Source organism: Amycolatopsis sp. YIM 10 (assembly GCF_009429145.1).
Classification (GTDB): domain Bacteria; phylum Actinomycetota; class Actinomycetes; order Mycobacteriales; family Pseudonocardiaceae; genus Amycolatopsis.
In genome coordinates, this window is sequence record NZ_CP045480.1 from 1,623,917 (window position 1) to 1,636,126 (window position 12,210).

The 12,210-nt window shown below is 69.2% G+C and carries 14 protein-coding genes; 8 read left to right on the plus strand and 6 right to left on the minus strand.

Going from position 1 to position 12,210, the window contains the following annotated elements; translation table 11 throughout:
• The first annotated feature begins 4 nt into the window (after nucleotides 1–4).
• Both YIM_RS08025 and YIM_RS08030 read left to right on the plus strand, forming a co-directional pair.
• A complete protein-coding gene (locus tag YIM_RS08025) occupies nucleotides 5–937 on the plus strand; it encodes a MerR family transcriptional regulator (protein WP_153029728.1) in 933 nt (310 codons plus the stop codon).
• A gap of 2 nt (nucleotides 938–939) precedes the next feature.
• Complete coding sequence (locus tag YIM_RS08030; protein ID WP_153029729.1) at nucleotides 940–1,770, plus strand: M55 family metallopeptidase; 831 nt, start codon at nucleotides 940–942, stop codon at nucleotides 1,768–1,770.
• 19 nt (nucleotides 1,771–1,789) lie between these two features.
• Here the strand turns inward: YIM_RS08030 and YIM_RS08035 are convergent, their stop codons facing one another.
• The 3 genes from YIM_RS08035 to YIM_RS08045 form a co-directional block, all read right to left on the minus strand.
• A complete protein-coding gene (locus YIM_RS08035; RefSeq protein ID WP_153029730.1) occupies nucleotides 1,790–2,365 on the minus strand; it encodes a hypothetical protein in 576 nt (191 codons plus the stop codon).
• A 111-nt stretch (nucleotides 2,366–2,476) separates the two neighbouring features.
• A complete protein-coding gene (locus YIM_RS08040; RefSeq protein WP_153029731.1) occupies nucleotides 2,477–2,890 on the minus strand; it encodes a hypothetical protein in 414 nt (137 codons plus the stop codon).
• A gap of 11 nt (nucleotides 2,891–2,901) precedes the next feature.
• On the minus strand, nucleotides 2,902–3,273 hold the full coding sequence (locus tag YIM_RS08045; protein WP_153029732.1) for a helix-turn-helix domain-containing protein: 372 nt from the start codon (nucleotides 3,271–3,273) through the stop codon (nucleotides 2,902–2,904).
• Between the two features lie 92 nt (nucleotides 3,274–3,365).
• On the opposite strand from YIM_RS08045, the gene YIM_RS08050 reads away from it, so the two are divergent.
• Complete coding sequence (locus tag YIM_RS08050) at nucleotides 3,366–4,205, plus strand: SDR family oxidoreductase (protein WP_153029733.1); 840 nt, start codon at nucleotides 3,366–3,368, stop codon at nucleotides 4,203–4,205.
• Nucleotides 4,206–4,218: 13 nt separating this feature from the next.
• On the opposite strand, the gene YIM_RS08055 is transcribed toward YIM_RS08050, so the two are convergent.
• Nucleotides 4,219–5,256, minus strand: a complete 1,038-nt coding sequence (locus YIM_RS08055) for a DUF418 domain-containing protein (RefSeq protein ID WP_153029734.1) — start codon at nucleotides 5,254–5,256, stop codon at nucleotides 4,219–4,221.
• A gap of 117 nt (nucleotides 5,257–5,373) precedes the next feature.
• Between YIM_RS08055 and YIM_RS08060 the strand changes: the two genes are divergently transcribed.
• The 4 genes from YIM_RS08060 to YIM_RS49040 all read left to right on the plus strand — a co-directional run bounded on the left by YIM_RS08060 (nucleotide 5,374) and on the right by YIM_RS49040 (nucleotide 9,296).
• Complete coding sequence (locus YIM_RS08060; protein WP_228004616.1) at nucleotides 5,374–6,504, plus strand: sensor histidine kinase; 1,131 nt, start codon at nucleotides 5,374–5,376, stop codon at nucleotides 6,502–6,504.
• A complete protein-coding gene (locus YIM_RS08065) occupies nucleotides 6,504–7,154 on the plus strand; it encodes a response regulator transcription factor (RefSeq protein ID WP_153029735.1) in 651 nt (216 codons plus the stop codon). The genes YIM_RS08060 and YIM_RS08065 overlap by 1 nt, the downstream gene beginning before the upstream one ends.
• A 77-nt stretch (nucleotides 7,155–7,231) precedes the next feature.
• Nucleotides 7,232–8,182 carry a DUF6528 family protein gene (locus tag YIM_RS08070; RefSeq protein ID WP_153029736.1) on the plus strand — a complete coding sequence of 317 codons (951 nt, stop codon included), beginning with the start codon at nucleotides 7,232–7,234 and terminating at the stop codon, nucleotides 8,180–8,182.
• Between the two features lie 58 nt (nucleotides 8,183–8,240).
• Complete coding sequence (locus YIM_RS49040) at nucleotides 8,241–9,296, plus strand: NADP-dependent oxidoreductase (RefSeq protein WP_228004617.1); 1,056 nt, start codon at nucleotides 8,241–8,243, stop codon at nucleotides 9,294–9,296.
• Here the strand turns inward: YIM_RS49040 and YIM_RS08085 are convergent.
• Nucleotides 9,286–9,780 (minus strand): DinB family protein, encoded by a 495-nt coding sequence (locus YIM_RS08085; protein ID WP_153029737.1) that lies wholly within the window; start codon nucleotides 9,778–9,780, stop codon nucleotides 9,286–9,288. The two genes, YIM_RS49040 and YIM_RS08085, sit on opposite strands and share 11 nt — an antisense overlap.
• A 149-nt stretch (nucleotides 9,781–9,929) precedes the next feature.
• Nucleotides 9,930–11,270 carry an MFS transporter gene (locus tag YIM_RS08090; RefSeq protein ID WP_228004618.1) on the minus strand — a complete coding sequence of 447 codons (1,341 nt, stop codon included), beginning with the start codon at nucleotides 11,268–11,270 and terminating at the stop codon, nucleotides 9,930–9,932.
• An 83-nt stretch (nucleotides 11,271–11,353) separates the two neighbouring features.
• On the opposite strand from YIM_RS08090, the gene YIM_RS08095 reads away from it, so the two are divergent.
• Entirely contained in the window at nucleotides 11,354–12,115 is a 762-nt protein-coding gene (locus tag YIM_RS08095; protein WP_194240079.1) for an AraC family transcriptional regulator, read from the plus strand.
• Nucleotides 12,116–12,210 lie beyond the last annotated feature (95 nt).

Sequence of the window (12,210 nt, forward strand, 5' to 3'; positions counted from 1 at the left end):
TTCCATGCACGGCGACGCCCTCGTTCCCATCGGTGAGCTGGCCCGGCTGACCGGTCTCACGGTGAAGGCGATCCGGTTCTACTCCAATTCCGGGATCGTGACGCCTGCCGAGCGCAGCCCGGCCGGATACCGGCTCTACGACAACGAAGCCGTCGCCCGGCTGCAACTCGTGCGCACCCTGCGCGCACTCGGACTCGACCTGCCGACCGTCCGCAAGGTCGTCGACCAGGAGCTTTCCCTGCCCCGCGTCGCCGCGGCCCACGCCGCCGCACTGGACGTGCAGATCCAGACGCTGCGCCTGCGGCGCTCGCTGCTCACCGCGGCGGCCAGGCGCGGCACCACCCCTGAGGAGTTGGAACTCATGCATCGACTGGCCACGCTCTCCGAAACCGAACGCCGCCTGCTCACCGACGAGTTCCTCGGCACCGTCTTCGACGGGCTGGACACCCATCCCGCCTTCACCGGGGTCATCCGGTCCATGACCCCCGAACTGCCCGACGACCCCACGGAGGAACAGATCCAGGCGTGGGTCGAGCTGGCCGAACTGTGCCAGGACAACGGTTTCCGCGCCCGCATGCAGGAAATGGCCCAGAACCTGGCGGCCGAACGCTCGGCCGACGCCACCGGCTTGCCCCGCAGCCTCGCCGAAGCCGTGCGATCCCTGGTCGAACCAGCACTGGCCGAGGAGATCGATCCGACCGCCCCGGCCGCCGAGCCGATCGTCACAGCGCTGACGGCGCACTACGCGCACATCGTCAACCGCCCCGATGATCACGGGCTGCGCCGGCAACTGGCGTCTCAGCTGGAAACCATGAACGACCCCCGCCGGGACCGGTACCTCTGCCTCCTCGCGGTGGTCAACGGCTGGTCTGCGCCGGACAGCCTGGCGCCGGTACTGGACTGGGCCGTACGAGCGCTGCGCTTCCCGGACAACTGAGCATGCGGGTTTACCTCAGCGCCGACATGGAAGGCGTGACCGGCCTGGTAGACGCCGCCGACGTCCAACCCGGCGGACGGGACTACGAACGCGGTCGCCTGCTCATGGCCGAGGACGTCAACGCCGCGGTGCGCGGCGCGCTCGCCGCGGGGGCGACCGACATCCTCGTCAACGACGCACACGGTCCGATGCGCAATCTCCGCCCGGAGGATCTCCATCCGGAAGCACGCCTGGTCAGGGGCAGTCCCAAGACCATGGGCATGCTGGCGGGCCTCGAACCCGGGCACGACGCCATGATCTGCGTCGGCTACCACTCCCGGGCCGGGACCGCCGGCGTGCTGAGCCACAGCTTCATGGGCCACGAGATCGAGGACATCTGGCTCGACGACCGGCCCGTGGGAGAAATCGGGCTCGCCCAAGCCACCGCGGCGGCACTCGGCGTCCCGCTGGTCGCGCTCACCGGTGACGACACCGCCTGCGCGGAAGCGGCGGCCTGGGACGACTCGATCACCACCGTGACAGTGAAGCGGGCACACGGTCGCTTCGCGGCGGATCTACTTCCCGTGACGCAAGCGCACCACCACATCGAAACGGCTGTCGCCACAGCGCTTTCGACACGACCTCCCACCGCAGCGGCCACCGGGGGAGAGCACACCCTGGCCGTGCGATGGCAGTCGGCGTCCGTGGCGGCCATCCTGCCAGGAATCCCTGGGGTCACCACAACGGACAGCAGAACCACCCGGGCCACCGGCGAACTGCCTGCCCTGTACCGCCTCTTCGGGGTCTGGATGCGGGTGGCGGCGTCGCTCACCAACCAAGCGCCCTATTGCTGAAGCCGGTGGCGGCGCGTCTTCACCGGGGGAGTTGGCGTCCTCGGGACGCCTCGATCCCAGGTCGTGAGGGGGCGTCGGTGATGGTGTGGTCGAGTTGCCGGGCCAGGCGGGGGATGGTGTTCGAGCTGAGGTAGGTCTCGGCGCCGGCGTCGAGCAACCGGCGCACCGGGCCGGGATAGCTGACCCCGAGAACGTCGTCCTCGACCTCGGCGATGATGACGCGAGCCCGCGGGAACATCGATCGGAGGCTGCCGATCAGCTGCGGGCTGGCTGGTGGCACCAGCAGCACTTCGGCTGTCGTCGGCGCCGCGTGCAGGTCCAGCACGATGTAGTCCGCGCCGAGTTCGGCCGACAGCGACCTCCGGGCCGAGGCCGACAGCTTCATCGCGGTGGCGACGACTGTCACGCCGGGTTGCTCGTCCGGCGAGCCGGGCTCGGTGATGGTTCGGCCGCGGGTGCCGGAGATCGTCGCGACCGGCTCGCCGTCCCGCGTGATGACCAGCTGCTCACCGGGCCCGATGGCGTCGATGAGTTCCACGACGTCCTCGGGCAGGGACGTCACATCGACCCGCCGCGTTGCTCGTTCGTCGATCATCTGGAACTCGCCCCCCTCCGGTCGGATCACCGACGTCATACATCAAGACGCCCGACGGCAGCGGCGGGTTGTCCACCGATGGCTAATGCAGACTCGCCATCGCCGGATGGGTCATCGCGTCGGCTTTGACGAGTGCAGTTGCACGAGGATCTCGTCTTTGTCGCTCGCGATCGCGACGTGCGCCGTCAACTTGCCGGCCGTGAGGCAAATGACTCCTTCGTCGTCGATTCTGCGTACGCGCATGGAAGCGCGCTCGGGCACGGGCCACTGAAGTTCTCGACATCGGGCCTGGACAGCGAGTTTGGCTATCAGCACACGATCGTGGCTGTAGTGATCCGCCGGGTTCTTCGGCCGCCGGGCGAGCTTGACCAAGGCGGCTTTCGCCGCGTCGTAGGCGAGGTTGCCCAGCACACCCGACCCCGCGGCGGCCGCTACCCAGGCCGCACCCGCCGCGATGTTTTTGGGTCCCTCCGCGGCAGAGTCCGTGGCCCTGGGCTCTCGGGGTGGTTGGCCTTCGTTTTCCATGGAAGCCCCCTCTAATTCGCGGCGCGCGGTGGCAGTCGCTGGGTGATTCGGTTGAACAACTCTCCCAGGGGCTCGCCGAGGTCTCGGCCGAAGTCGGTCAGGCCGTAGGTGACCTTCGGTGGGGTCGTCGGCTCGACGTGCCGCCAGACGAGGCCGTCCTCGACCAGGGCGCGTAGCGACTGGGCGAGCATCTTCTCGCTGATGCCCTGGATGCTTTCGCGCAGTTCGTAGAACCGAAGATTCCTGCTCTGCAAGGAGATCAGCACCCAGATGCCCCAGCGGCTGGTCACATGGTCGACCACGGCTCGCGCCGGGCAGTCGGTGTGAAACACCTCATAGGGTGCCTCGTCCTCGGTCTGGGTGAGCTGCGCGCTTTCGGTCACGTGACGAGCTTACCCAGAGGTATGTACTTACCAGGAGTTAGTTCCGGCTTCTAGCTTCACCACCACAAACATTTCGGACAGAGGAGTTGTTCATGATCGTGGTGACCGGGGCTACCGGAAATATCGGCCGACCCCTGACACAAGCACTGGCCGAAAAAGGACAGCAGGTGACGGCGGTGTCGAGGCGCGCCGCGGCGGTGCCCGACGGGGTCCGCCATGTGGTGGCCGACCTCGCCGAGCCCGCCGGCCTCGAATCCGTGCTGACCGGGGCGAAAGCGTTGTTCCTGCTGCTGTCCGGCGACCTGCACGCCGCCGAAGCCAATCCGGCCGACATCATCGGCATGGCCGCGGACAGCGGGGTCCGCCGGGCCGTCCTGCTTTCCTCGCAGGGCGTGTCGACCAGACCCTTCGGCACGACGCGGATCGCGATGCGCGCGCTGGAGGACACGCTGCGGGAGTCCGGGTTGGACTGGGCCATCCTGCGGCCGGGCGGGTTCGCCTCCAATGCCCTGTGGTGGGCCGAATCCGTCCGCACGCGGCAGGTCGTCGCCGCGCCCTTCGGTGACGTCGGGACGCCGATCATCGACCCGGCCGACATCGCCGAGGTCGCTGCGGCCTGCCTGCTGGACGACCGGCACACCGGCGGCGTGTACGAGCTGACCGGACCGGAGGTGATCACCCCGCGGCAGCAAACCGAAGCCATCGCCGCCGCGCTGGGATCGCCGGTGCGATTCCACGAACTCACCCGCGAGGAAGCCAAGGCGGGCATGATCCAGAGCATGCCGGCGGAACTCGCCGATGACACGCTGGACATCATCAGCTCCCCGAACCCGGCCGAGCTGGCCATCAGCCCGGACGTGCAGCGCGTCCTCGGCCGCGCCCCGCGGACCTTCGCCGACTGGGCAACCCGCAATATCGCCGCGTTCCGCTGAGACCGGCCGCCATTCATCGAGTCGGCAGGTTGGTGGGCTGGTTCGGCTTGGACCTTCGCAACGGCGGGCGGCGGGTCCAGGTCGCCCAGCGCCAGAGCCATTCGACGGGGCCATGGCGGTACCGGCGCAGCCAGAGCGTGGACCAGATCCACTGGAGTGCGAGGATCGCGGCGGCGATCACCAGCACGGTGGTGGTGGACCAGGTGTCCGGCGCACTGCCGAGTGCGCGCCCGACGGCCAGGACCAGAACGGTCGCGGTCAGGTAGTTGGTCAGTGCCATCTGGCCCAGTGGGGCGAACATCGCCCGGAGGAACGGTCGGAGCGGGGTTCGGAGCAGGAGCAGAACCGCGCACACGTAGACGCCCGCGAGCAGCAGCCCGCCCAGGGCGAAAACGAGTGGGAACAACCGGTCATCGGCTTGCATCCCGGCCTGCCACCACAGGACGGGTGCGGCCACCGCGGCGAATCCGAGGCCGATCAAGGCCGGGCGCAGGGTGTACTGGTCGATCCGATCGATCACGCCGTACCGGACCAGTGCCGCGCCCAGCAGGAAAAGCCCGGCGACAATGGTGAACCTGCTGTCGCCGGTGAGCAGTGAGGTCAGCAGGAACGCGCCGCTCAGCCCGGCTACGACCACGCGCGGCAGCCAGGTCGACGGAAGCAGCACCAGAATGCCCATGACGGCATAGGTGGAGAGAATGTCGCCCTGCCACAGCAGCACGAAGTGCGCCACACCGATCGCGAGCAGGGCCAGCAATCGGCGCAGCAGAAGCAGTCGCGGGCTGGCGGTGCGACCCTCCGACGCGCGCAGCAGCAACGCGAATCCGATGCCGAACAGCAAGGAGAAGATCGGGAGGAACCGCTGCTCCACCAACAATCCCAACCAGACCGAACCGTCGTCGCCGCCCGGCTTCGGCGAGGTCTCGGAAATGACAACGGCGCCGGCGTTGGCGATCGGTTTGATGTTGGCGAGCAGGATTCCGCACAGCGCGAAGCCGCGGATGATGTCGAGTGCCACGATCCGGCGTCGGGCGGGGTCTTGAGTGGACATGGGCCTCATCCTGTGCACCCGGCCCGGTGGCGGCATCGGGTGAAAGCACGGTTGGCCGGGGCGCGGCCGTACTTTTGACCGATACTGCGCGGAGCAGCCGGTTCGTAGGCTGGCCGGGTGACTGCGTGGGGGAGAGCGGCCAGGATCGCGGCCGATGCCGGGCTGGGCGCCGTTTTTGTGGCAGCGCTGGTCTTCGAGGCCGTGCGGATCGCCGTCAGCTGGGGCGGGAACTACTGGCAGTTCGGTATTGCCGCCGGGACGGTGGTGTGCGGTATCGCGTTGCTGCGACGGCAGGACACCGTTCGCGCGGCCGCCGCGGGCCTGGCGGTCGCGGCGGTGGCCGTTCTGGTCTCCGGGTTCGCCCAGCTGCCGAGTCAGCCAGGACTCGCGATGGTGCTGGCGCTGTTCGTGCTGGTGGCCGCCGCGGTCAGGACGTCGCGACCGCTACCGGCGAGCGCGGTCGCGGCCGCCGGTCTGGCCGTGGCCGCGGGCAGCCTGTTCACCGCGCACACTCCGGTCTCGCCGTCGGCGGTGGTGGTCCTGAACGGGGTGGGCTGGTCGGCGGCTGTTTCGATCGGACTGTTCCGGCGCCTGCGCCACGCCCGCCGCCAGGCCGTCATCGAGAAAGTGCGCCAGGACGAACGCCTGGAGCTGGCCAGGGAACTGCACGACGTCGTCGCCCACCACATCAGCGGTGTCGTACTGCAAACCCAGGCCGCCAAGATCGTCCACCGCAAGCACCCGGAGCAACTCGACGACTCGCTGACCGACATCGAGAACGCCAGCTCCGACGCACTGGCCGCGATGCGCCAGGTCGTCGGTTTGCTGCGCGACACCGAGGATTCCGCGCCCGGACTGCCCGAACCCGAACAGCTCGCCGAACTCGTGGATCGCTTCAGCAGGCTCGGTCCGCGAGCGACGCTGCGACTGCCGGAGAGCGAGCTGGTCTGGCCACCGGAAATCCGGAGCACCATCTATCGAGTCGTCCAGGAGTCGCTGACCAACGTCTGCCGGCACGCCCCGCACGCCCGTGCGGTCACGGTCAGCGTCAGGCAAGACCCGGAAAGCGTGTTCGTGGAAGTCGTCGACGACGCGCCACCGGGGTCGGCACTGCGCAGGGGCGGCTACGGACTGATCGGTCTGCGCGAACGCGTCGAAGCGCTCAGCGGCACGTTCTCGGCAGGGCCACGCACCGGCGGTGGCTGGTCCGTGCGGGCCACCCTGCCCGTCCTGGTCGGCAAGCGCTGATGACCATCACCGTGCTGCTGGCGGACGACCAGGCGCTGGTCCGCCGCGGCCTGCGATTCATCCTGGAGGACCAGCCCGACATCACCGTGGTGGGAGAAGCCGCCGACGGACTCGAAGCCGTCGAACTGGCCCGCCGCCTGTGCCCGGACGTGTGCCTGGTGGACGTCCGGATGCCCCGCCTCGACGGCATCGAGGTCGCCCGCGCACTGGCCGGCCCGGGCGTCGCCAACCCGCTGCGGGTCGTCATGGTCACCACATTCGACCTCGATGAGTACGTCTACGGCGCACTGCGGGGTGGCGCTGTCGGCTTTGTCCTCAAGGACGCCGGGCCCAGCCTGCTCATCGAAGCCGTCCGCGCCGCCAACGCCGGTGATGCCCTGGTCTCTCCTTCGATCACGCTGCGGCTGCTGCGCCACATCACCGCGCCCATGCCGGCCACGCACGCGACAAAACCACTGTCCGAACGGGAAACCGAAGTGGTCCTCGCCATCGCACGAGGCCGCACCAACCAGGAGATAGCCGCGGAGCTGTTCATCTCCCTGAGCACGGTCAAAAGCCACCTGTCCGGCATCCAGCGCAAGCTCGGCCTGCGCAACCGGACCGAAATAGCCGTTTGGGCCTGGGAAAACCACCTCACTCGGACTACCTGACCTGACCGCGCGCAAAGATCAGCAGTGCGTCGGGCGGAGGACATCTTCTGGTCACCTGGGCGCGATTGGGTGCGGTCATGCGCAAAACCGCACTTCTGTTGTTGGCGGCGCTGGCCGCCGTGGTGGTGGCTTCGCCGGTTCAGGCGGCGCCAGGGGCCGGTGGTCTCGTCGCGCTCGCGGAGCAGGCGTCCCGGAAGATCATTGTGTTGCCCGCTGATCGGGAAGCCTGGCGTACCAGGGCTTTCACCTGGACGTGGGCGCCCACCGCGGCCAACGGGCTGGGGGACCTCGCCGCCAAGTTCGTCTCGCCGGACGAGGCGAAGTTGACCGAACGCGGTGGACAGCAGTACCTGATGACCACGGCGTCGGGCGGGTTTGCCGGGGTGATCCCGTATCCGCAGGGCACCGGCGCCTACTGGGCGGCCGACGTCGGCGGTCCCAGCAACCCGCACAGCATCGAACTGCTGCCCGACGGGAACGTGGCGGTCGCCGCCAGCACCGGCGGCTGGCTGCGCGTCTACACCGCCTCACAAGGCGCCCGCTCGACCACGTATGCCGAGTACCCGCTGGTCGGCGGGCACGGCGTGGTCTGGGACAACGAGCGCCAGGTGCTGTGGGCACTGGGCACGCACGAACTGGTCGCACTGCGCGTCGGCGGCACCCCCGCCGCGCCGGTGCTCACCCCCGAGCAGGTGGTGCACCTGCCCAGCGAAGGCGGCCACGACCTGCAGCCCGTCCCCGGTTCGCGCGACCAGCTGTGGGTTACGACCGAGACCGGAGTGCTGCGCTTCAGCAAGGCCCGCGGAACGTTCTCGACGCGCTACCCGGGCGCTCCCGGGATCAACGGGCACAACGTCAAGAGCGTCACGACCAACGCGCGCACCGGTCAGGTCCTCACCGCCACCCCGCAGGCGGACCACATCTGCACCTGGTGCACCGATACCGTGGACCTCGCCCTGCCCGGCGGCGAGCTGACGCTGCGCGGGGCCTGGATCTACAAAGCCCGCTGGTGGCAACCGCAGCACTGACACCACCGGCCGTAGGGTTGGGTCCGACATCGGGCTACATCCTCGGAGGGCATCGCGCATGAAGGCGGTCGGGTTCAGCCGGTTCGGAGGGCCTGAGGTCCTGGAGATCGTGGACCTTCCGGAGCCGCACCCGGGGCCCGGTGAGGTGCGGATCGCGGTGCGTGCCGCCGGGCTCAACGCGAGCGACTGGAAGAAGCGGCAGGGCCTGCTGGACCAGGAACTTCCGCAGACCATGGGCTACGAAGCGGCGGGCATCGTCGACGAGGTCGGCGAAGGGGTCACCGGGGTGGCCGTCGGTGACCGCGTGTTCGGGTTCACCGCGGCCAGCGGAGCTCAAGCCGAATTGGCCGTGTTGTCCTGCTACGCCCCGATTCCGCCGTCTCTTGGCTTCGCCGAGGCCGCCGCGCTCCCGGCCGCGATCGAGACGGCGGCACGCGCCCTCGACCAGTTGGGTGTCGAGAGCGGTGCCACCGTGCTCATCAACGGCGCCTCCGGCACTGTCGGCAGCGCCGCCGTGCAACTCGCCGTGGCCAGGGGCGCGCGCGTGATCGGGACCGGAAGCCCGGCCAGGCACGACTTCCTGCGCTCGCTGGGCGCCGACCCTGTCGCCTACGGTGCCGGACTGGCTGAGTGGTCACGATCGGAAGTCTGCCGAGGATCTCGGCGGCCCAGGTTTCCGCTGGCCGCACGGCCGGAAGACCCGAGTACAACACCGGTACGCGAGTCTCCCGGCCGCACGCCCAGCGGAAACCTGGATCCACCGAATACCCCCGAGGGACTTCCGATTGCAACCACTGACCGGGTCGGCGCGGTGGACCTAGCGCTCGACGTGGCCGGGAGCGGTGTCCTGCCGGAACTCATCGCGCTCGCCGGCGGTCCGGAGCACGTGCTCACCATCGCCGACTTCGCCGGTGCCCAGCGGCACGGCGTGCGGTTCAGCCGCGGCGACGCGGGTCGCGCGCTTTACGTGGTCGCCGAGATCGGCGAGCTGATCGAGTCCGGTCGGTTTTCCCTTCCCGTCGGGCAGACGTTCCCGCTGACCGAAGTGGCGGAAGCACATCGTGTCGGTGAAGCGGGACGCGTGCGCGGAAAACTGGTGCTGCTCAACGACTGACGACCGGCTTGTCGATCTGTTCGCGGAGGATGTCGCCGTGGCCCGCGTGCCGCGCGAACTCCTGGATCATCGCGAGCAGGGTCCACCGCATGCTGACCTTTCCCTCGCGGGGGTTGTCCTTGGTGTCATCGAGGTCGAACCGGGCGGCGATCTCCCGTGATCGTTGGCTGGCGCGCTCGAACTCGTCGATCACGTCGGCCAGGGTCTCGTCGTCGGTGACGGTGAAGGTGCCCTCGTCGCGTTTCGCGTAACCGTCGCATTCGGACTCTTCGAGACCGGCCCAGAACCGTTGGAACCAAATGCGTTCCGCGGCCGCGGCGTGCTTGAGCAACGAGATCGGTGTGGTCAGCGAAGCGACGAGCCGGCGGCGGGCGTCGGCTTCGGAGAGGCCGCGCGCGGTCTCGATCAGGGCGTCGCGGTTGCGGTCGAGCAGGTCCTCGATGACCGCTCGTTCGGCGCCGTTGGTGATTCCGTGGGTGCTCATGGTCTTTCACTCCTTTTTGGACAGGGTTTTCGGGCAGGGCGAGGTGGGCTGCGTCCAGGAACTGGAACGAGGTGGAATTCCGACGCGGGCAGAAGGTGGACACCGCAGTCGAGATCAGTGGCTCCGGTGAAGGAGCGGACGCCGTGATCCTATGGCCTGATCGAGGCCGGGGTCAATCGGATCGCCGCGCACGTCGTGGCCACGGCCAGGAGCGCGGTGATCGCCAGGACAACCAGGAGCAGGCCGTCGGCGGAAGAAGGCGCCGCGAAGTAGGCACTGCCGAGGCCCGCGACCCCGATCACCTCGGCGAGCACGGGACCGGTGGCGTTCATGGCCGAGATCGCCGAAGCGAACCGGGGTTCCACCAGCGCGGTGACCTGGGCGATCAGCGGACTGTACGCGGCCGCGTGCCCGGCACCGGCGAACAACAACGGGAGAAAGCTGAACGGGTGCCCGACGAGCAGCACCACCAGGAGCACCCCGGCCGCGAAGACCAGTGGACCGGCGATCGGCATGGCGCGCTGCAGTCGTGGCGGGCAGCGGTGCCAGGTCAGGCTGAGCGCGCCGAAACCGAGGGCGTACGGAACGAACGTGAGCCCCGCCTGGAGTGGCGTGAAACCGAGTTCGCCCTGCAGGTGCAGGGTCAGCGTGAGCACAAAAACGGTGTAGCAACCCATGACGACGCAGCACGCGGCCAAACCCAGCTTCACCCCGGCCGGTTTCAACGCCGCGAGGTCGAAAACCGGGTGCCGTGCCGTGGATTCGTACCGGACGAAGACGGCCAGCAGCCCAGTGCCACAGGCGAGCACGATCCACGTCCAGACCGGCCACCCGTGCTCCTGACCGAAGATGAGCGGCAGGGTCAGCGCGGTCATGGCCCCGGTCAACAGCGCCACGCCGACAAGATCGAGGCGCGTCCGCCGATGGGGACGCGACTTCGGCAGCACCCGCGCACCGAGCACCAGCGCGAGCACGCCGATCGGGACGTTGATCAGGAAGACCGGCCGCCAGGAGAGGCCGAACAGGTCGATCCCGGCGACCAGCCCGCCGATCAGCTGGCCGAGCGCGACGCCGAGGGCGAGCACCATGCTGTAGACGCCGATCGCCCGGCGGCGCTCGCCACCTTCCCAGTGGCGGTGGATCAGCGAGAACACCTGCGGCATCAGCAACGCGGCGCCGGCGGCCTGGGCGACGCGGGCGAGCACCAGCATGGTCGGGTCGACGGCCAGCCCGCACAGCAGCGAGGCCGCGGTGAACCAGCCGAGGCCGAGCAGGAACGCGCGCCGGAAGCCGATGACGTCACCGATCCGCGCGCAGGTGACAAACAGGACGCCGGTGGTCAGCAGGTAGCTCGACACCAGCAGCTGGACCTCGGCGCCGCTGGCGGACAACCCGTCGCGGATCGTCTGCGCCGCCACGGACACGATCGACCCGTCCATGGACACCATGACCTGCCCGGTGAGCAGTACCGCCAGCATCGGACCTCGCACGCCGCCGAGCATCGGGCACGGGCGACCCGGCGGTCTTGCACGAATATGCGGAACTGTCGGCAGGCGACGGTAGGTTCCGCGGTGTGCGCGTGACGAGGCGGGTGGTGGAGGATCCGCATTTCGCGGTCCGCGTGGTCGAGTGCTCCGATGATCATGCTCGCTGGTCCGCACCGGAGTGGACGTCCGACGCCGAGGTGGTCCTGGTCCGGCGCGGGCGGTTCCGCGTGGACGCGCACGGTGGGCGCGTGACGGTGGACCCGACCACCGGGTACCTGCACCCGCCGGGGCGCGAGATCCGCTTCGCCCACCCCGCCGGTGGTGACGTGTGCACGTCGATCGCGCTGCCCGGTGAGGTGCTGACGGCCGGGGATCGGTCGCTGGCGGTCCGCGTGGACGCCCGGCTCGAACTGGCCCATCGGGTGCTCCTGCGCACCGGCGCGGACCCGGCCTTCGCCGGTGCCGAGGCCGTTGTGGACCTGCTGCGCCTCGCGCTTCGCCGTGAACCCGACGAGACTCCGGCACCGGGACGTCACGAACTCGCGGACCGCGCCAGGGAGGCGGTGCTCGCGGACGAGGACGGCGGCGGCCTGGTCGCGCTGGCCCACCGGCTGGAGACCTCGCCGTCCCATCTGAGCAGGACGTTCCGGCACCACGTGGGCATGACCGTCAGCCGGTACCGCAACCGGGTGCGGATCAGCTGCGCCCTGCAACGGATCGAGTCCGGCGAGACCGACCTCGCCGGACTCGCGTTCGCACTCGGCTTCAGCGACCAGGCCCATTTCACCCGGACCATGCGGCGCGAACTGGGCCACACCCCGGGCCGCGTCCGCGCCCTCCTCGGCTGACTCCGGAAAATGGGCGCCCGCCGCTTGCCAATGTTTCGTTGAAGTTTCACGGGGTCGCGTATAAGCTGATGCGTGCTCTGGGAGCGCTCCCATTT